General features: G+C 29.0%; 13 protein-coding genes. 1 reads left to right on the top strand and 12 read right to left on the bottom strand.

Going from position 1 to position 22983, the window contains the following annotated elements; translation table 11 throughout:
* Positions 1-8: 8 nt before the first annotated feature.
* The 10 genes from ACQPVP_RS06605 to ACQPVP_RS06650 form a co-directional block, all read right to left on the bottom strand.
* On the bottom strand, positions 9-836 hold the full coding sequence (locus tag ACQPVP_RS06605) for an alpha/beta hydrolase (RefSeq protein ID WP_430848348.1): 828 nt from the start codon (positions 834-836) through the stop codon (positions 9-11).
* Positions 837-924: 88 nt separating this feature from the next.
* Positions 925-2697 (bottom strand): S8 family peptidase, encoded by a 1773-nt coding sequence (locus ACQPVP_RS06610; RefSeq protein WP_430848350.1) that lies wholly within the window; start codon positions 2695-2697, stop codon positions 925-927.
* Positions 2698-2712: 15 nt separating this feature from the next.
* A complete protein-coding gene (locus ACQPVP_RS06615) occupies positions 2713-4485 on the bottom strand; it encodes a S8 family peptidase (RefSeq protein WP_430848352.1) in 1773 nt (590 codons plus the stop codon).
* A 146-nt stretch (positions 4486-4631) separates the two neighbouring features.
* Positions 4632-6608 (bottom strand): transketolase, encoded by a 1977-nt coding sequence (gene tkt / locus ACQPVP_RS06620; RefSeq protein ID WP_430848354.1) that lies wholly within the window; start codon positions 6606-6608, stop codon positions 4632-4634.
* Between the two features lie 168 nt (positions 6609-6776).
* Positions 6777-7061: a hypothetical protein gene (locus ACQPVP_RS06625; RefSeq protein WP_430848356.1), complete on the bottom strand. Its 285-nt coding sequence runs from the start codon at positions 7059-7061 to the stop codon at positions 6777-6779.
* Positions 7062-7167: 106 nt separating this feature from the next.
* The gene (locus ACQPVP_RS06630; RefSeq protein WP_430848358.1) at positions 7168-8118 is read right to left on the bottom strand and encodes a phosphodiester glycosidase family protein; all 951 of its coding nucleotides are present in this window, start codon (positions 8116-8118) and stop codon (positions 7168-7170) included.
* Positions 8119-8134: 16 nt separating this feature from the next.
* Entirely contained in the window at positions 8135-9202 is a 1068-nt protein-coding gene (locus tag ACQPVP_RS06635) for a GtrA family protein (RefSeq protein WP_430848360.1), read from the bottom strand.
* Between the two features lie 169 nt (positions 9203-9371).
* A complete protein-coding gene (locus ACQPVP_RS06640) occupies positions 9372-14660 on the bottom strand; it encodes a glycoside hydrolase family 2 TIM barrel-domain containing protein (protein WP_430848361.1) in 5289 nt (1762 codons plus the stop codon).
* A gap of 195 nt (positions 14661-14855) precedes the next feature.
* Positions 14856-16151: a uracil permease gene (gene uraA / locus ACQPVP_RS06645; protein ID WP_430848363.1), complete on the bottom strand. Its 1296-nt coding sequence runs from the start codon at positions 16149-16151 to the stop codon at positions 14856-14858.
* A 186-nt stretch (positions 16152-16337) separates the two neighbouring features.
* Positions 16338-18260, bottom strand: a complete 1923-nt coding sequence (locus ACQPVP_RS06650; RefSeq protein ID WP_430848365.1) for an OPT family oligopeptide transporter — start codon at positions 18258-18260, stop codon at positions 16338-16340.
* A 252-nt stretch (positions 18261-18512) separates the two neighbouring features.
* Here ACQPVP_RS06650 and ACQPVP_RS06655 point away from each other — a divergent pair, with 252 nt between their 5' ends.
* Complete coding sequence (locus tag ACQPVP_RS06655) at positions 18513-19622, top strand: iron-containing alcohol dehydrogenase family protein (RefSeq protein ID WP_430848367.1); 1110 nt, start codon at positions 18513-18515, stop codon at positions 19620-19622.
* A gap of 94 nt (positions 19623-19716) precedes the next feature.
* On the opposite strand, the gene ACQPVP_RS06660 is transcribed toward ACQPVP_RS06655, so the two are convergent.
* Positions 19717-20790, bottom strand: a complete 1074-nt coding sequence (locus ACQPVP_RS06660) for a 2,3-butanediol dehydrogenase (protein ID WP_430848369.1) — start codon at positions 20788-20790, stop codon at positions 19717-19719.
* 227 nt (positions 20791-21017) lie between these two features.
* A complete protein-coding gene (locus ACQPVP_RS06665; RefSeq protein ID WP_430848371.1) occupies positions 21018-22958 on the bottom strand; it encodes a sigma-54-dependent Fis family transcriptional regulator in 1941 nt (646 codons plus the stop codon).
* Between the last annotated feature and the right edge of the window lie 25 nt (positions 22959-22983).

Genomic DNA, 22983 nt, shown 5'->3' on the forward strand with positions numbered 1-22983 from the left:
GTGCCTAATTATATATTTTTAATCCATTCAATAGCTAATTTAAACCAAGTACTTACATGTGAATTTATGTGATTTTCTTCACCTTTTCTAGCAGAAGTTTCATCACAAAGACTTAATCCATGTACACCAGTTGGATATATATGAAGCTCAAAAGTCACATTATTTTTTCTTAAGGAATTAGCAAATATTAATGTATTTTCTACTGGAACAGCTCCATCATCAAAAGTATGCCATAAGAATGTTTTAGGAGTATCTTTAGATACTAATTTTTCTAAAGATAGCTCTTCTCTTTCCTTCTCACTTGCATATTCTCCTAATAAATTATCAAAAGAACCTTTATGAGCAAATTCTCCACTTGTTATAACCGGATAAGAAAGTATCATTGCATTTGGCTTAACCTCAGTTTTATTTGTTTTTAAAGCTTCTGATATAAAATCTCTATTCCATAAAACTCCTAAGCTTCCTGCTAAATGTCCTCCTGCTGAAAATCCACAAACTATAATTTTATCATTATTTACATTCCATTTTTTACTCATCTTACGAGTATAGTTTATAGTTTCTGCAAGCTCTAACAATGAATTTGGGTACTTGCTTGGAGAAACACTATATCTCAAGACAATTACATTAAACCCTTCAGAAAGAAATCTTAAAGCTACTGGTTCAGCTTCCCTATCAGAAGTCATCACATAACCTCCTCCTGGGCATATAACTATAGTAGTTTTCTTTTTATTTATATCAACTTCCTCACTATTATTTGGAATATAAACATTTATATAAGCTTTACTTTCTTTTAAACTATTACTAATATCACAAATATTTATCTTTTCATATATCATTCTATAATCCTCCAATTTTAAAATAATTTAATAATACCATTAAACATGTATCATTAATCTTTTTATCTATCTTTGTTTTTCTTAATTTTTATACCATATTTTCAAATATTTTATAAAAATTAATTATACCATAACCCCATTCTGGGTTAGGATAAGTTTCTTTTTGTCTTTTGATTACTCCTCTTCTTAAAAAGGTCTTTATACTTTGAGAATACATATATGGATAGTTTTTTTGTACGATTCCCCATTGAAAAAGCAAAGCACAAGCTCCTGCACCAATTGCTGCTGCTAAACTAGTACCATTTATTACTTGAATAGAATTATTTAACCCTACAGTCATTGTATTAACACCACCAGCAGTAAAATCTATTTTTTCTGTATACTCAGATCTAAAAGATACTCCTGAATAAGCTAATAAATTATTATTATTTTGATTATATGCAGCTACTGTAACAACAAAATCTGAATCACCAGGAATAGTTATAGTTCCATAATGATCACTTGGTGAAAATCTTGTTCCTGGAAATGCTATACCTTTTTGTAAAAGCCATGCATTAAAAACTGCCATTTCTCCACGGATTATTCTAAGCTTCAATTGCCATATTCCAGGTGCTAAATCATCAAAATATACTGATATCATCTCTTCACCTGTATACTCTTCAGGCAAAAAGTATATTATTTCAGCTTTAGTTTTTTCAAATATAAATTTATTAACATCAATTATATTGGGTTCTGCTGGTATAAATCCTGTTTCTTCCCCTGCAGGTGATACTAAGTTTATCTCTAAAATACTAGGTAAATCGACCCAAAGCTCTAAAAGCATAAATTTCTGTTTTTCGTCAATTATTATTTCAACAACCTCTATACTATCTTTATTTTTAATTGTCCCAGATACATGTCCATCTTGAGTACCTTGATTTCCTGAACCAGTAACAATAACTATTCCTACATTACTAGATACACTTTCTATAAAACTATCAAAAATATTATCTCCTTTATGGTTTCCATTATTGCTTCCCAAAGGCAATAATCCTACTAATGGCTTTTTTTCATTTATCAAAACTCTTTTTAAATACTCTATTGCACTAAAAACAAATGGTAAATCATAAATTGGAATATCTACTTCTAATCTAGCTTTTAAATAATTTGTTTCTGCTAATTTTACTATAACAAATTCACATTTTGGTGCTATTCCTTCAATGTTATCATTTCTACCAGTTGCTCCAACAATTCCTGCCATTCCTGTTCCATGTCCATTTTCATCCTTACTTGCCACAATCTCATATGGATTTTGACCTAAATTATAGGCTTCTATTGCTCTATCAATTTCATTTCTATTATAAACTCTCCCGAATGAAACAATTTCATTACTATTTCCATTATTATCTATAGTCTGATCCCATATAGATATTATCCTAGTTTTACCATTAACATCTCTAAATTCTTCACTTAAGTAATCTATTCCAGTATCAATAATTCCAATAATAACACCTTCACCAGTTAAATCCAGATTAGGATTTGCTTTTAAACTATTTATTCCAGATGCCTCAATTGCTGACATTTCTTGCAAAGTATATATTTGTGGTGGTAATACATGTATTACTCTAAATCCTTCAATATCTTTGAACCTTTTGTTAATTGTTTCTCTTATTAAATTAATATTCTGATAATTAGCTAAACTATCTTCGTTAGAAATAATATTATCTTTAATCGAAAGAATAGCATACTCATTATTTATTATACTTATGAATATTTCTTTATTTTTATCTTTTTCTTCTGGAATTTTTCCTGAATATTCTATGACCATATGTACATAATCAGGACTATTAAAAATATGCTCTCTAACATTATTATTTTCCAATAACATTACACTCCTTTATTTAATTGGTAATCTTATAAATAGATTATTTACAAAATATTCTAGATAACTTCTCTCAGCCCTACTTCCTCCTAATACATTAAACACTTGAAATATATCTAATTTACCATATCCAATTTCTTCATTTGGATATATATATCCTTGCTCTCTTTTAGCGCTATATATTAGTAGACTTCTTAATTTAGTTGAGTATAATCCAGAATACTTTTCATTAGCTAATTGCCACTGAATAAAAAGACAGCTTGCTCCAGCCACTATTGCTGTTGCTACTGAACTTCCACTAACTTTAACAATATCATTAATTCCAGAAGTAGTAAGTACATTTATTCCATCTGCAGCTATATCTGGATTTATCAAAGAATTTGTATTAAATCCTTTTCCTGATTCTGCAACTATAGAATTATTTATACTATTATAATATGATACAGTAGTAACTTTTCTTGCTGTAGATGGTATTGTAAGAGTATTATATGGATTAGGATTTAAAAATTTAGTACCCTCTGGTAATAAAGTAATATCTGGTAACCAAATATCGAATCTTCCATTACTTATATATTCACCTCTTAATTGTAATTTCCAAATTCCACTCTTTATATCAGTAAAATCCAATGCAAAAACCTGATGTCCAGTAAAATTTTCTGGATTATAGGCTTGAACTTTTAAATTTGTATCTATCATCAAAAAATCTTTATCTCTTTCACGATAGATTTTAGAAGTCATAAATCCCATTTCTTCTCCAGAAGGATCTATTACATTCAAAGACATCTCATCAGGTTTCTGAATCCATACATAAAATCCTAATCTTTTCATGTCCTTTGTTACTAATAATTCTACTGTTTTTATTTCACCTACATTTTTTATAAATTCTAACACATGTCCATCAGAACTACCTGCATTTCCAGTTCCAGTTATAAATACTACTCCCTCTCTACTTCCAAGTATAGTAATAAATCTAGCTGTAATGTTATATCCATCATGACTTCCATCATGGCTCCCTACCCCAAAGAATATTACCAATGGCTTACCAATCTCTCTAGCTGTTCTCCATAAATACTCTATAGCTGATAAAACTTCAGCATTACTATAAACTGGTACTTTAGAAAGATTATTTTCTCTTAGTATTTTTAAATAATTTGGTGATTCTAATAACTTTACAATTAAAAATTCACAATTATGTGCTATTCCTTGAAATTTATTACTATATCCTCTTGCTCCAATTATTCCTGCCATTTTAGTTCCATGGTTAATTTCATCTTTACTAGGCACTATTTCATAAGGATCTTTTCCACTTTTATATGCTGCTATAGCACTATTTATTTGATCGTTATTATATATAGTTCCAAGTTTATTATTAGTAGTTTGAATCGTCTGATCCCATATTTTAATAATCCTAGATGTACCATCTTCATTTATAAACTCTTGATTAAGATAATTTATTCCTGTATCTATCATTCCAACTACTACATCTCTACCTGTTAGATTTAAATACGGATTAGTCTTTACTTTATTTATATTATCTGAATTAGATGGGTTAATTTCCTGTAATACATATATACTTCTAGGTTCAATAAATATAATTGCAGGCACATCATTTCTTAACCTCTTTAGATCAACTTCTTTAACTGCAACAACTCCCAAATTTTCAGTTACAACACTTCCACATGCATAATCTACGTTATTTATTTGTGCTTCAAAGTCCCCTCTATATTCTATTACTAAATGTATATAGTCTTCATCTAAATATTGATTACAATATCTGCTTTCTTTCACTAAAATTCCCCCAAAATTATTATGCTATGAAATTTATATGATAAAAATGCAGATAATAGACTAAACTATTTTAATATAAAAAAGCCAGTTTATAAATTAAACTAAAGTTAATTAACTGGCTTTTCTATGCTGTTACTTATATAAGTTTACTTATATAATTGATTAATAACATCAATTACATTATTAACTGTAAATCCAAACTTTTCAAATAATAAATTAGCTGGTGCTGATGCTCCAAAGCTATCCATAGTTATATACTTACCATCAAAGCCAACAAATTCTCCCCAGCTTAATCCTGAGCCTGCTTCTATAGCTATTCTCTTTGTTACTTTTCTTGGTAAAACTTTTTCTTTGTAATCTTCGTCTTGTTGTTTAAATATATCCATACACGGAATACTTACTACTCTAATCTTTTTATTTTCTAATTTTTTCTTAGCTTCAACAGCTAGAGATACTTCTGATCCTGAAGCCATTAATATAATTTCTGGTTCTCCATCAGAATCATCAATAACATATCCACCCTTCATAGCTTCTCTATTTGAGCCTTCTATATCAGGAAGATTTTGTCTTGATAAAACTAGTGCTGTAGGTACTTCTTTTGAAGTCATTGCCATATACCAAGCAATATTAGTTTCAGTTGCATCACATGGTCTAAACACATTAAAATTAGGCATTGCCCTTAGCATTGTTAATTGTTCAATTGGTTCATGGGTTGGCCCATCTTCTCCTACTCCAATGCTGTCATGAGTTAAAACATAAGTTAATGGTAATTTCATAAGTGCTGACAATCTTGCCATTGGTTTAACATAATCACTAAATACAAAGAATGTTGAGACAAATGTCTTTAATCCACCATGTAGCATAATTCCGTTTCCTACTGCTGCCATTGCTAGTTCACGAACTCCATAATGTATATTTCGTCCTTTATAATTATCACTACTAAAATCTCCAGTATCATTTAAATAAGTTTTTGTTGATGGAGCTAAATCAGCTGCTCCACCTATGAAATTAGGGAATAAATCTTTAATCTTATTCATTGCAATCCCAGAAAGATTTCTTGTTGCATTGTCTTTCTTATCATATTCCCAATATTCAAGACTTTCATTTAATATTTTTTCATAATCCGGAGTAAAATATTGATTCCATAATTCCTTCATGTCTGGGAACTCATCTAAATACTTATCAAACATTTCATTCCATTCTTCATATACTGAATCTGATCTTTTTTGTTGAGATGATATATAATTATAAACCTCTTCATCAACATAAAAATTCTTATCTTCTGGTAAACCTAAATTCTTCTTTAATTCTATTACATTATCAACTCCAAGAGGTTCTCCATGAGCACTTGCTTTACCTTCTTTTGCTGGGCATCCCTTACCTATCTTAGTTTTTACTTCAATAAATGCAGGTTTTCCAACAGATTTTTTTGCTTCATTAATGACATTTAAAATTTCTTCAAGATTATCTCCATCTTCAACCTTAAATACATTAAATCCAAAAGCCTTCATTCTCATTTTTACATCTTCAGTAAATGCAATGTTGGTATTTCCTTCAATAGAAATATTATTTGAATCATATAAAACAATTAATTTATCTAATTTTAGTGTTCCTGCTAATGAAAAGGCTTCTGATGAAATCCCCTCCATCATACATCCATCACCACCTAATACATATGTATAGTGATCGATTACTGGATAACCTTCTTTATTAAATACAGCTGAAAGATGTTTTTCGGCAATAGCCATTCCAACTGCCATTCCCATACCTGCTCCTAAAGGTCCTGTTGTTGCTTCTACACCTACTGTATGTCCATATTCTGGATGACCAGGAGTCTTAGAATCTAATTGTCTAAACTCCTTTAAATCATTCATAGTTACTCCAACATTAAATAAATGAAGTAAAGTATATAATAAGCTTGATCCATGTCCACCTGATAAAATAAATCTATCACGATTTACCCAATTTATATCTTTAGGTGTATAATTCATAACCTTTGACCATAAAGTATATGCCATTGGAGCTGCCCCTAAAGGCAAACCTGGATGCCCTGAATTAGCCTTTTGAACTGTATCAGCACATAATCCTCTAATTGTATTTACCACTTTTCTGTCTAAATTCATTTCTTTTATTCTCCTTTCAAAATGGTTTTTATCAGTAAAATAACTATTAATAATATGTCTTTTAAAATAGCCTTATACCTACAGGTTAATTTTAACACTAATTTCATTTAATATAAATATATGTAAAGTTATTTAATGCTAATTTTACTAAATCATCACATCATTAGCTTAATGTAGCTGCTTTTTTCTAAATATATTAATAAAAAAACTGCTTATTCCAATACCTACAGCTATCCACCCCAAAATTGAATAATAAATTATATACTCAGAAGAGGTTCCTGCAATTTCAAGAATTCCATGTAATAAGCTTCCTACAGTTAATAATGCAATACCTGAGTTATAAATATTAAAGAATATTCTATACTTCATATAATCAATACTACCAATAATCAACAGAAGAAGTGCATAAATGAAAGATCCTCCTATTAATGGATAAAGAAACATTAAGTCCATATATTTTGAATATACTCCATGACTAAAAACTGAATATACTTTAGCAAATATTAAAGTAAATACTGATATACAAAAATACACTATTATTGATTTAATTAAATTTTTACTAATATCCAATATAGACAATATCACTCACTTCTCTTTCTTTTATGCTTTTCCCATTTGTAGTTGGCTTATTAATAACTTTCCCATTAAAGACCATAGTTGATGATCCACCTCCATCTAAGTTATAGGCAGTTATGCACCCCCTACTAATTAAGATATTTGAAAGTTCTTTTAAAGTAAATCCCTCACTTTCACTGGTCCTTCCATCTGAAACTATCATAATATAATGTAATGGTCCAACTTGACCTATTGCCGTTCTTGGATTACTAACCATAGCTTTTCCTACTTCATCATTTTCTCCTACTACACTTTCTCCATTTTCCACTAATGCTGGGCCAAAAGAAAGTACCTGTAAAACTCCCTGACTTTCTAGCTCTGACATTGAAGTTTCTACCTCATTAATTATTTTAAAATTTCCTTCACTATCAATAACTAAAGCCTCTCCATATTCATCAGTACTTACACTATCCCTATAAGCAACGCCATTTCTTAATACATATCCACTATTTCTAAAGCCATAAAAATCACCATTAATCGCAAGAATGGCATTATTTTCACTAGCTATTTCAGAGGTTACTTCCTTTATATTCCTTCCATAACTATTATCTGCAAATGCAGTTTTTAATAAGCTAGGATCTTTTATAATGATATCGGCTACATAAAATGTAGTTCCATTTTCCCGATCACTTTCTATTGATATTTCAATATTTTCATCAGAATAACTATTTTCAGTAATCACCACTTCACCCTTATCATCACTAATACTACTATTATTATCAGTAATCTCATTATTATCACTTGTCCCACTACTATTATTTATTACTTTATCTTCAGTATTCATTTGTGATTTTGGTATAACAAAAGTATCTAATAAAACAAATATAGATAAAGAAACAAGCAAAATAGAAAAAATAACTGCATATCTATATGGTTTTTTAAAAAAATTAATCATCTTTCCTTATTACTCCCTACTCTTTATTACTTTGTGAAAACACTATATGCTTCTGTATAAAGTAGCTTATAAAGAACAATATACAGTCTACTAATAACTTTGTTAATGTAGCATTTGAAATTATATATGTTAATAATGACACTAACACGCCACTAATTAACATTTGTGTTATAAATAAAAAGGCATACTTAATTAATTCTTTGTTTTCTTTGCTTCCATTAAAGACCCATCTTTGATTCAATAAAAAATTCACTGTCCCAGAGCATAATCTAGCTAATATTGTTGAATATAATAATCCTAATTCATACCCTTTAAATATTGTTATATATAAAATAGTAAATATAGATATATCAATAACTGCACTTATTATAGAAGCTCCTGTATACTTTAGTAGTCCACTAAAAATACGAAGCGAATCTTTAATAGGCTTAAAATGTGACCCCTCATTGTTATCAATATAAATAGTTTTAATTATTACTTCTTTAAGCTTAACTTTCTTTTTAGCCATGCTAATTAAAAAATTCATTTCAAACTCATACCTACTTCCTAATTCTGAAAGAAATATATTTTCATATTCCCTTTGTATTCCTCTTAATCCTGTTTGAGTATCTTTACATCCTACTCCTGTAATTAAATAAAACATAAAGGATGAAATATAATTACCTATCCTGCTTTTTATAGGAACATCCTTTGAAGAAAAATCCCTTACTCCTAATATTAAGGATTTTTTATTCTCCATAAGAGAATTTGAAACAGAAATTATATCTTCCACACTATGTTGTCCATCAGCATCGCAAGTAATATAACCACAATTATTTGGATACTTGTTCAAAGCATATTTTAATCCTTCTTTTAATGCTAATCCCTTACCTTTATTAATCTTATACTGATATACAAAACAATTCGGGACCTCTTTTGCTAATGTAAATATCTTTTGATACTTAATCCCACTCCCATCATCTACAATAAAAATAGGAAATTTCACTTTTTTTCTTATTTTAATTATTAAATTAAGCAACCTTTCATCAGGGCAATAAGCTGGAATTATTATTACAGGATTATTTATAATATTACATTCATTCAATTCCATGTTCTCCTTTTAAAATAATATAAATAAATTCATTTCTTAATTTTATATTACCCTTCATATATCTCATTTAAGTGGCAAAACTGTATCTAAGTTGTAGCTTATATTATAAAAATAACCTCACCTAAACTATTAGGTGAGGTTATTTTATTCTTTTAGTCTAATATTATCTATTCTTCTTAAATAATACTGATCCTATTAAAACTAATATTCCATTTATCATTAACAATGCAAAAGAGTTTATTCCTCCTGTACTAGGTAGCTTATTTGGAGATTTATTATCGTTATTAGTTTCTTCATTAGTGTCCTTATTATCTACTACTATTTCTTTTTCTTTTAATTCACTTACTGCTTTTATTAATTCTTCTGCTACTAAATCCACTTCTTCTTGCTTTACTTCTTCATTTTCTAATACTAATTTTGCTTTTCCTAATGCTTCTTTAAATACATTCCAGCTTTCATCTGTATAATTTCCTTGTTCTTTATCTTTATTTAAATTATATACTTTTTCTAATTTTGTTTTATCTACTACTATTTCTTCTTTCTCTTTTAATTCACTTACTGCTTTTATTAATTCTTCTGCTACTAAATCCACTTCTTCTTGCTTTGCTTCTTCATTTTCTAATACTAATTTTGCTTTTCCTAATGCTTCTTTAAATACATTCCAGCTTTCATCTGTATAATTTCCTTGTTCTTTATCTTTATTTAAATTATATGCTTCTTCTAATTTTGTTTTATCTACTACTATTTCTTCTTCTTTCTCTTTTAATTCACTTACTGCTTTTATTAATTCTTCTGTTATTAAATCCACTTCTTCTTGCTTTACTTCTTCATTTTCTAATACTAATTTTGCTTTTCCTAACGCTTCTTTAAATACATTCCAACTTTCATCTGTATAATTCCCTTGTTCTTTATCTTTATTTAAATTATATGCTTCTTCTAATTTTGTTTTATTTACTACTACTGTCTTCTTTGTAAGTATACCAATACTTGCAGTTAAATTATTGATGTTAATTATTGAACCATCATCAGGTAATATTAATTTACCAATAGCACTATATTTTCCAACTTCATTCTTATTATAATTATCACTTGTCCATTTTACTGGCACTTTTTCTTGACTATTATCAGATAAAGTAACATTTACTTCAGTTGGAAGATTTAATTTATTGAAATCTATACCAACTTCTGTTTCTATTTCTTCAATTACTGCCACCTCTTTAATTTCTACTGGCTTTACTCTAATTGTTAAAGAATCTTTATTTGTTCCACTTTCCCTCAATATTACTTTTACATCTGATATTATTGGTTCATTATCATTTACTATATCTGCTCCATATCCATCTGTAAAATGTAAAGAACAATTCTCATATTCAACAAATATTTTCTTTATATCAGCTACTGTCATACCTCTTGGAACATTAATTAAATATTTTTCTCCATTTTCTTCAACTATTTCCATTTCAGTGTCTTTTATTGTTTCTTCTGTTAGTTTTAATTCTACTTTTTCTTCTTGTACTGCATCCTTTAATATAAATTTCGCATCTGCCCAATCACATTGATCATGTCCATTTGTAGCTCCAGCATTTGCTATTAACGAAACCTTCTTTACTCCTTCTGGAATTTCTAAATCAATATATCTATATGGATCTTTATATGTTAATTCTCCACTATTATAAACTTCTTCATCATCAAATTTAACAATAAAAGTTATAGAACTTGATTTTTTTCCAGATACTTTGTTATAAGAAATAGTTGCATAAGTTTGAAGTCTTTCAATATCATATTTGCTTATATCATATACTATAGATGATGTCGCATGTGTACCTATTCCTTTTTCAAATGTTTCTAATCCATTATCTGTTTGTATCTTTATTGGAATATTTTCAACAGTTTTATCCTTAACTATACTTGAATATCCAATAGTAGCAGATTCCCATGGAATATCTGATAAATAAAGGTTTTTAGTATACACAAAATCAATAATATATTCACTAGAATAACCTAAACTATTACTTGCTTTAATAACAGCTTTTCCTGGAACACTTGCTGCCTGTTCTACTTTGATTTCAACATCTTCACTAGCAGCCGTTGCAGTAACTTCTGGTGCTCCATTAGCAGAATTTTTATATGATTTATAGTACTTTATATCATTATTAAAATTATCTATTTCTTCTCCATCTATTTCAATGGAATCTAAAAGCTTAGTTTCATCATTAAATATAACTTTACTTTCATTCATAAGCTCTTTTTCAGTTTGATTGTTTACTGCTTTAATTCTAAATATATGTGTATAATTTTTATTAGCTTGTAATGAGTACTTGCTTAATACTACTGGTCCACAACTTCCAGTTCCCAAACCCATTTGTGCATAGTCTAATGTTACAACCGTATTATCTGTTCCCTTTAATTGATATGGATGACCTGCTTGTTCTAAATCTTCTTGAGTATTATGAAGAGCACTAAATTCCATAGTATTTAAAGAATCAAATAATAATCCATCACCTTCACTATCTGTTACCGCTAACCATCTTGTATCAGTCTTATTTCCTGTTTCCTGAGGCTTAACGAAATTTATAAACTGATCACTAACTGTACTATTATACACTCCAACATCATAACCAACTTTTCTGTCACTATAACTATCTGAAGGACCTCTTCCATACCATGTAAGATTTTCAAATCCACTTGGCATCTGTAGCCTCATACCAAAACGTGGTAAATCACTTAAGCCTGTTCCCGGAGATAATGTATTTTTAACAACAACATCTCCACTTGAATACACCGCATAAGTTATTGTGTTTTGTGAACTATCAGCAGTAGTCATATTTAACCTTGTTGTAATATATACAACCTTATCACTTTTTATTATGCTTACATCCACTACTTCAGAATTATTTACTGCATCCTTCCATTTAAAATCTTGAGTTTTATCATTATCAGTTAAAGCTCTCCAAGTATTAGTTTCTAATGAATTAGCTATCATTTCCTTTTCATTAGATATAAATGAAGTCATTTCACCTTTTTTCTTATCAAAAGTAATATTAAATTCTTCTCCTTCTATATTTAATGCTTCCTCAGTTTCATTAACATTTTTAAACTCTGACATACTAGATGTATCTAATGTTTCTAATGTTCCTTCAATATTTCCATAGTTTAATTCAAATTGTTCAGCTGCTACTTCATGACCAGTTTCTGACCAAGAATTCTTTTCTATTGTTATAAACTTTACATTTAAGAAGTATTCTTCTCCAACATTTGATTGCGGTTTAGTAAATGGAATTGTAATATCCTTATTATTTTGAGGCTCAATATCTATAACCATATCTCCATTTTCAACAACTTCTCCATCTTTGACTAACTCCCATATCATTTTGTATTCATTTAAGTTTATATCAATATTTTCATTAGTTATAGAAATAATATTATTTTCTGAATCCTTAAGCTTCATTTGAATTGATTGATATACTTTTTTAACTTCATATAATTCAGGTTGGGGTGTTCTATCTGGTGATACTATACCATTAACACAAAAATTTTTATTACCTGATGAAGTTTCTACTCCCCAGTCACCATCATATGCCCAATATGTTTCACTTGGATTTCCTGGTATTGGAGTATTTACAGTTTGGTCTACCCAATCCCAAATAAATCCACCTTGAAGATTATCATAACTTCTCATAATATCCCAATAATCATTTAAGCTACCTAAGCTATTCCCCATTGCATGAGCATATTCCATTGCAATAAAAGGCCTTGCATTATTTTGACCTCTTCTTAAAACAGTATTTAAGTCTGGATACATTAATCCTTCCATATCTGTGTATTGGTTATCATTCCATCCTTGATAGTGAATTAATCTTGTCGGGTCATTTTCATCAAAGTATTTCAGCATTCCATTTATAGATGCACCAGCCCCTGTTTCATTTCCTGGAGACCATATAAGAATTGAAGGATAATTTTTATCTCTTTCTAACATATTTTTTGCTCTATCTAAACATGCTTCTATATACCCTGGAATATCTCCTGGAACTCCATACTGCCCTCTTCCATTATGTGATTCAACATTTGCTTCATCCATTAAATAGATACCATATTCATCACATAAATCATAAAATACTGGATCATTAGGATAATGTGCTGTTCTTACTGAATTTATATTATTCTGTTTCATTAATTCTATTTCTTCTCTCATATCTTCTTCTGTTAAATATCTTCCTGTATCTGGATCAGTTTCATGTCTATTAACTCCTTTAAATGAAATTATTTTTCCATTTAAAATCATTTCTTTTCCTGTACTTGATAATTCAAACTCTCTAAATCCCACTCTAACTGATGTAGTTTCTATAGAATCTTCCCCTCTTTTAAGCTCTAAAACTAAAGTATATAAATTAGGATGTTCAGCTGACCACTTTTCTGGATTTATTATTTTTTGATTTAGATTAATAACCTTTTTATCGCTATCCTCATCAAATACAACTTTTGAAGATAATGGCGTTGTGGTAACTATATTGTTTTCTGAATCATACAGTGTACCTACTATTGATAAATTTTTCTTATCTTCTACTTCTGATCCTAAATCTCTAAACTCAACTTCTAAATTTAAGTCAGCATCTTCATAATTTTCATCTAAATCTGTTACTACTGTAAAATCTCTTATTTCAATTTTATCCTTTGCTGTTAAATATACATCTCTAAATATACCTGAAAGTCTTATAAAATCTTGGTTTTCAATATAGCTACCATCACTCCATCTATATACTTCTACAGTAATTGTATTTTCTCCCTCATAATTTAAAGCTTCGCTTATGTTAAATTCATCTCTTGTATAACTATCCTCTGAATATCCTATATACTTACCGTTTACCCATAAATACATAGCAGATTCTACCCCTTCAAAATTAATAAAAACCTCTTTTCCTTTCCATGATGGATCTAAAGTAAACGTTTTTCTATAAGTTCCAACTGGATTAAATTCTGTTGGAGCCGTTCCAACTACATCTTTCTTTCCCTCAATGTTTATCCATGGATAATTTTGATTTGAATAAATTACAGGATCATACTTAAAACTACCATCTTCATTGAAATTAACCTGCCAATTTTTAGGCACTGTTATATCCTCCCAATTACTGTCATCATATTGTGTTTTATTAAAATTAGGATCTTTTTTACTTATTCTATCCTCTGGGTTTTCAGCCCAACTAAACTTCCATGTCCCATTCAATAATTCATACTTAGATGATTCTTCTCTATTTCTTTCAAGTGCTTGTTCAACATTATCATAGTTATAAAATGTAGCCCTAGCTTCTTCCCTATTTACTTGAAATACTCCAGGCTGTCCATTCCATTCTGTAGGACCTTCACCTACACTTGAAGCAAATGTTACACTTTCACTTATACTAGTAAATAAAATTGTTGCACTTAATAAAAATGCTGTAACTTTCTTATTAATCATTCAACCTACCCCCTTATTTGATATATTTATATTTTCTGTAAATGTTTTCCTATTAATTTTATACTTATCATAATATATTAACAATATAAAATTCTACTTAAAAGTATTGAATATATTAACTAATAAATTCTTTATAAAAATCAAGAAGAATAAAATAAAGGAGTAGATTCTATTATAAAATCTACTCCCTTTATTTTATTCTTCCTCATTCATTATTCCTAATTTGTCAAAAATCATAAATGCTATTCCTAATACCATTGCTACTATAGTTGCTAGTCCCATTCCTGTAAATTCTACAGTTCCTATTGTAATAGTTATACCACTTAGTCCCACTATAAAAGTTACTGATGCAAGAATTAAATTTCTTGATTTTGAAAAGTCAACTTTTTCTTCAATAAATGTTCTTAATCCTGAAACTGCTATAGTACCAAATAATAAGAAGCTTACTCCTCCAATTACTGGCGTTGGTATTGTGCTTATCAATGCTGATAATTTTCCTGAGAATCCTAATATTATTGACATTATACCAGCTCCACAAATTATATATACACTATATACTTTTGTTAAAGCCATAACTCCAATATTTTCACCATATGTAGTTGTTGGTACTGAACCAAACATACCTGAAACCATAGTTGATAATCCATCCCCTAATAAGGATCTATGAAGACCCGGATCCTCAATTAAATCTTTTCCAACTATACTGCTAGTTACTTTTAAATGTCCTACATGCTCCACTATAACTACAAATGTAGCTGGTAATATAGTAAGGATAGCTGTAGTATCAAAGTGTGCTAATTTTATATTTGGAACTGTAAAAAAAGCTGCATTACTTATTTCTGTAAAATTTACAATTCCCATAAAATAAGCTGTTATATATCCTACAATAATTCCTATAAGTATTGGTATTACCTTTAAAAATCCTCTTAATAATACATTACTTAGTATTACTGCAATTAATGTTACCATTGAAACTGTTACCCAAGTTGTATTTAATGTAGGAGAATTACTTCCTCCAACAGGGAACCCTGCCATATCTGCTGCTGTACCTGCAAGTTCTAATCCTATTATTGTAATTATTGATCCCATTGCTGCTGGCGGAAATAATTTATTTATCCATCCAATACCAGTATATCCAACAATAATAGCAACTGCTGCAAATAGTGCTCCTGATGCTACGAAGCCACCTTGAATAGTTTGAAAATCATACCCTTGACCCATAAGTAAAAATACTGGTGCAAGGAAAGCAAAGCTTGATCCTAAATATGCAGGTATTTTCTTTTTAGTAATAAATGCATATAATAGTGTTCCTATTCCATTAAAAAATAAAACTGTTGCAGGATCCATTTTAAAAAGAATTGGAACCAATACTGATGATCCAAACATTGCAAATAGATGCTGAATACTTAATGGTAATGCCTTTCCAAATGGTACTTTTTCATTTACATCTACCATTAATACTTCATTATCTATGTTTTCTTTCTTTGACATGTTAAACTCCTCCTTCTTAGTCTCTCGGACTAAATTAAAGTATTCCAATAAAATATATCACCATTTTAGATATGTTTCAACCTAAGATATATACTTTTACTAATAAATATATATCTTTTTTTATAAGCTTATATAAAAATAAAAAAACTATCAATTAAAAATCGATAGTTTTTTATTATTTTTTATTTAACTATTACTTTTATGCTTTGAAAAAATTATAGGAAGTGTAGTTAAAATAACTAAGATTATTAATAAAATTATAGCCATAGTATTACTTGAAGCAAATCCAACTGGTGTTCTTGGAGTTATTATTCCTGATACTTGTAATATTATTCCTAATAAACCTATAATAGATCCTCCTGCTACAAGTCCAGATGATAAGCTTATTCCATTAGAAACTTTTACTTCTCTATCCTGCTCATCTTTACTCATTTTTTCAACTAATACACGTATTAATGCTCCAACTAATATTATTGAAGTTGTTGATATTGGTAAGTAAAAACCTATAGCAATAGTCATTATCGGTAAATTTAATAAGAATAAGAACAATGCAATAACAATTCCTACTAAAATCATTGGCCATGGTAAATCACCTGACATTATTCCTGAAGTTAATGTAGCCATTAAATTTGCTTGTGGTAATGCAAATTGAGCTTCTGATCCAGTTACTGCCAATTGGCTAGATAACACCATTATTGTTCCTGTAACAACAACAACTCCTACTATACTAGATAGAGCAAAAGCACTTAGCATCTCTTTTCTACTACCACCTATAATATATGTAACTTTTTGTGACTGACTATATCCTCCTGCTACAGATATTGCAACAACCATAAATGCAGCAAATAGTAATAATGATTTATTATCTGCATTAGTAGTCCATCCCATTACAACAAATACTAATGTCAATATAACTAATGAAGCTATAGTCATACCCGATACTGGAAGATTAGATGTTCCTATTGTTCCTGTTAATCTACCAGATACTATTACAAACAATAATGATAATATAAGAGACACTATAGTTGCAATTATAGTCATTTTAATACTTTGAGAGATTATAAATGCTGCTACAAATGCAACAACAACCCCTATTAACAGTATTATTATTTCGCCAGAACTTTTTTCAGAATTAGAATCATTACTTGATTTAGCTTTTACTGTTTCTTTTATAGATACAATAATTGTTGGTATAAGCTTCAATGCTCCTATAATTCCTCCACAAAGCATCATTCCTGCTCCTATATATTTTACGTAACTTCCTGATATTGAATTTACATCAATTTGATGAAGTAATATTGAAGCATCATTCCAAGAGTGAATATTCTTATCTGCAAAATCAGTAAAATAACCTATTAATGGTGCAATACCAAAGTTAGCTAATATAGATCCAGCAAACATAGTTAAAGAAACTTCTAATCCAACAATAAATCCAATTCCTAACAAAAGGGGATTTACTTCAGTAGAGAATTTCCACTTATAAAATTTACTTCCTACATAACTAATAGTATTGTTAATTATATTTAAAAATGATCCAGTTAAAAGATTTATAATACCACTTATTCCAAATCCAATTCCCATGAATTTTATAGCATCTCCGCCACCTTCCGAAGCAACAAGTGTTTCAGATATAGCCATCGATTCTGGATACATAAGCTTTCCATGTTCCTCAACAATTAAATAATCATAAACTAGTGATAGGCATCCTATACCAAATAGAACTCCTCCTACACCTACAACTAAACCTTCTACAAAAGTAATATGATTTCCTATTAAAATAATTGCAGGTAATACGTAAATCATACCACTTGCTATAGATTCACCACCGCTTGACATTCCTTGAGTTATATTTTTACCAAGTATTCCCTTGCTACGTGCAAATACTCCTATAAGCATTGAACCTATTATGGCCCCAGGTATTCCAGCTGCAACAGTTAATCCAGATTTCATACCAGAATATGCAGTAGATGCAGCAAATATAGCAGATAATACAATACCTATAATAATTACTGATAAATTTGCTCCTTTATTGGATTTGTCAGTTATATATGGAACATATTTTTTTCCATGGACGCCTCCATAAGCTTCTTTAGGTAATTTCTTTTTCATATGTACTCTCCTTTTTATTTATTCATTTGTTTATAATTAGTATATCCATTTTATAAATTAACATAATTCTACATTATATTATTTATAAAATACTTTTTTATTATGCCAACAATAGATAAAAAAGAAAATACTTTTAACGATAAAATTTTATCTAACTAAAATAATAGTATTATTTATTATATTCAGAAAATATTGAAATTAAATGTAATAAAGATTAGAATTAAAATATTAAACATTAAGGGGGTTAAACAAATGTCAAATTATAGTATATATTTACCGAGTTATAGCGTAGGAGTAAATTGTTATAGTGAAATTCCTTATGTTTTAAGGAAGTATGGAAAAAAAGTAGCTGTTATAGGGGGCAAAACTGCTATAGAAAAATCTAAAGGGGAATTATTAAAGGCAATTAACAATTCTGATATTGAAATATTAGATTTCATATGGTATGGTGGTGATTCAACTTATGAAAATATTGAAATCTTGAAAAATAATCCAATTGTACAGAAATCAGATATACTTTTTGCTGTAGGTGGTGGACGTGCTTGTGATACAGTAAAGACCTTAGCTGATATGGAAGATAAACCATTTTTCACATTTCCAACACTAGGTTCTAACTGTGCTGGTACTACAGCAATTTCAGTTATATATAATAGCGATGGAACATTCAAAGAATATTATTATATGAAGCAACCATCTTATCATACTTTTATTAACACAAAGATTATAGCTGATTCTCCTGAAAAATTACTTTGGGCAGGTATAGGTGATGCATTATCAAAAGAATGTGAAGTACTTTTTGCTAGTAGAGATAAATTTATGTATCATACACCTTTAATTGGTGTATGTATGTCAAAAATATGTACAAATCCTTTAATTGAATATGGTAAAAAAGCAATAGAAGATTGTAAAAATAATATTTCATCCTTTGAATTAGAACAAGTTGCTTTAGATATCATAGTATCTACAGGAATAGTATCAAACTTTGTAACTCATGAAGGGCAAAAAGACCCTAAAGATAATTATTACTATAATAGTTCCTTAGCTCACTGTGTATATTATGGCTCATCACTAATTAAAGCTTGTGAGAATCATCTACATGGTGAAATAGTTTCTTTTGGAGTTCTATGCCTATTAACATATGATAATCAAATAGAAGAGCGTAATAGAATTATGAAATTCAATAAAAGCGTAGGCCTTCCTATTACCTTAAATGACATAAGTCTTACTGAAGATGATTTAGATATTATTGCAAGGAAAGCTTCAACTTCAATTGAATGGACTTATGTGCCAGGAAATCCAACCAAAGAAAAATTTATTCAAGCAATTAAAGATACAGATAAAGCTGGAAGACATTTTAAATAAATAAGCAGTAGGAAGATTTTATAATAATCTTTCTACTGCTTTTATTTCTATGTCTTAATAAATTTTTAAAATATATAATTTAACTTTTATATGTTTACAAAAGGCTCTCATCAGGTGTAACTAATATCTTAACATGCTTTTTCTTTTCTGGACCTGTTAATGCACCAAACCCTTCTTCTACCACATCATCTAAAAGTACTCTTTTTGTTACATAACCTTCTGCCTTTATTCTTCCATCATTAAGTTCTGCAATAGTAGCTGGAAATTCATGTCTGTAAGCTAAAGTACCAATTATTTTCTTTTCAGAAAATACTAAAGTATTTGGATTAAAACTTACATTATCTTCCCATATACTTGTAACAACCATAGTTCCTTCAAATTTTAAGCTCTCTAATCCTATATCAAATCCCACTTGAGCTCCTGTAGTTTCAAAAGCTACATCAACACCTACTCCATTAGTAAGCTTTTTAACTTCTTCTGGGATATTAACTTCATTAGGATCTAAAACTAAATCTGCACCTGCTCTTTTAGCATATTCTTGTCTTATTGATTTTCTTTGTAAAACTATTACTAATTTTGCACCTGCTGATTTTAAACATTCAATAGTTGCTAATCCTATTGGTCCACAACCTAATACTATAGCTGTATCACCTATTTTAAAGTTTGCAATTCTAATAGAATGTAAAGCAACAGCCATAGGTTCAACTAATGCTGCTTTTTCATATGACATTTCATCTGGTATCTTATGAACAAATTCCTCTGGAAAAACTGTATATTCTGCAAGTCCTCCACCGCTACCGCAAAGTCCATGGAATCCTAAGGAAGAACATAAATTATATTTTCCTTCTAAACATGCTGGACACTTTCCACAAGCAACTATTGGTTCTACTATTACTCTATCCCCTATTTTAAACTTACTAACACCTTCTCCTACCTCTACAACTTCTCCTGAAAACTCATGTCCTAATACAACTGGTGCAGTTGTTCCACTTAATGGATGAGGTTGTCCTACCGGAATAAATATTGGCCCATTTAAATATTCATGTAAATCTGATCCACAAATTCCACACCACTTAACCTTAATTTTAACATTATTTTTTGTTACCTTTGGTTCTTCAATTTCCTCTACTCTAATATCTTTCTTTGAATACCATAATGCTGCTTTCATACATAATCCCCCCATATTTTATTGTTAAATTATTCACATATATTAACAGCAATAATAGTGCCAAGAAAAGACATATAGTTACTTTTTAATATTTTTTTAGCTAACTATTAGTTATTCACTATAATTTTATAATCATAATAAATTCTCCATATTAGAAATTATAAAAACAAGTGTATCAAAATAATACATTTATTCATTCTCATTTTAATACACTTTATTTTTAATTCTCATTTTGATACATCAATTTCATATTTTTTTATTTTTCTATATAAAGTTGCTCTCCCTAACTTTAATAATTTTGCTGTCAATTGAATATTCCCATTACATTTCTCTATAGCAGCCCTTATTGTTTTTTCTTCTACTTTATCAAAAGGCACTATTTCATTCTCTTCAATACTAATATCATTTTCAATTTTAATAATATTCAACTTACTCTCAGAATATTTATTGCTAATATTTTCAAGTTCACATTCACTTAGATAATAATCCCTTTCAACAACATTTTTTAATTCTCTTATATTACCAGGCCAATCATATTTTTTTAATTCATCAACATATGATTGTTTTATATCTATGAATTTATTATTATTTTTTTTATTTAAATTATTAACAAAATATTTTACAAGTAAATCTATATCATCTCTCCTTCTTCTAAGAGGTATAGTCTGAATCTCCATTACACTTAATCTATAAAATAAATCTTCTCTAAAATTTCTCTTAGCTATTTCATTTCTAAGTTCTCTATTAGTCGCTCCAATTATCCTAACATCAAATTGTTTTTCATTTATTCCTCCTACTCTTACTACTTTTCCATTATCTAAAACTCTAAGGAGTTTGCTTTGCATATCTAGTGGTAGTTCTCCTAATTCATCAAGAAAAATTGTTCCGCCATCTGCTAGTTCAAACTTACCTGGACGCCCATCCTTTAAAGCACCTGTAAATGCGCCTTTATCATATCCAAATAATTCACTTTCAACTAACTCACTAGGAATGGATGCACAATTTACAGCAACAAAAGGCCCTCTTGAACGATTACTAAAATTATGTACTGATTGTGCAATTAATTCTTTGCCTGTTCCACTTTCCCCTTGAATTAATATATTACAATCACTTTTAGCAGCCTTTTTAGCAAATCTGATAATATTCCCCATTTCTAAATCATTTGTGATAATATCTTTAAACTCATACTTAGCTCTATATCCTACAAACTTATTTACTAACTTATGAACATCCTTAACCTCAGTAAAAGTTATTACTGCACCATTGCTTTTACCATTATTATACAATGAAAAAATATTAATAATACACTTAATATTTCTATCATTAATAGACATGTCACACTCATAATTATTTAAAGAATTCTTCTCCTCAATAAATCTATGAAAGTTAATTCCAGTCAAAATTTTATTAATGTCCATATCCTCTATAGCATTTAAAGAAATATTTAAAATTTTTAACGCACTTCCATTTATTCTTTTTATTTTCATATATTTATTTACTACTATCATTCCCTCTGATATTGAATCAAAAGTTATATTAAGTAAGTTATACGAGGAAAGTAACGCCATTTGTTTTTGCATAGATTGAGCTGCTGAAGTTACAATTCCTAAAGTATGAGAATGTGCATTATAATAACTTCCTGACATATTAATACATCCAATTAAATTATCGTATTCATCATAAATAGGTGCAGCAGAACATGTCCAAGAATGTTGATTAATCCCATAATGCTCTGCACCTATAGTTTGAAATGGTTTATTAAGATATAAGGCAGTACCTATTGCATTAGTTCCCACAACTTCTTCAGACCATAGTTCCCCTTTAATAAAATTTAGTTCCTCTCCCCTCTTCAATACATCTTTATCTCCTATTACATCTATAATATATCCATCTTTATCTGCTAAAAATAAGGCAAATCCCGATTTAGAAACCATACTGTAAATACTCTCCATTATCGGTCTAGCTATATGTATTAGATCGCTACTTTGTTTAATTAGCTCATCTATATTGGGATGCCTAACTCTTCCCTTCCCGTTATAAGGATCAACATCATTTTTCTTACATCTTATCCATGAATCTATAATTTCAGTTCTAATTTTTGAATTTAACTCCCCTGTAGAAACAAACTCTTCCCATGCTTTTTTTATAAATTCTGAGTAATTCCCCATATTTATTCTCCATTACTTATAATTA

The organism is Clostridium nigeriense (genome assembly GCF_050585265.1).
GTDB lineage: Bacteria > Bacillota > Clostridia > Clostridiales > Clostridiaceae > Clostridium > Clostridium nigeriense_B.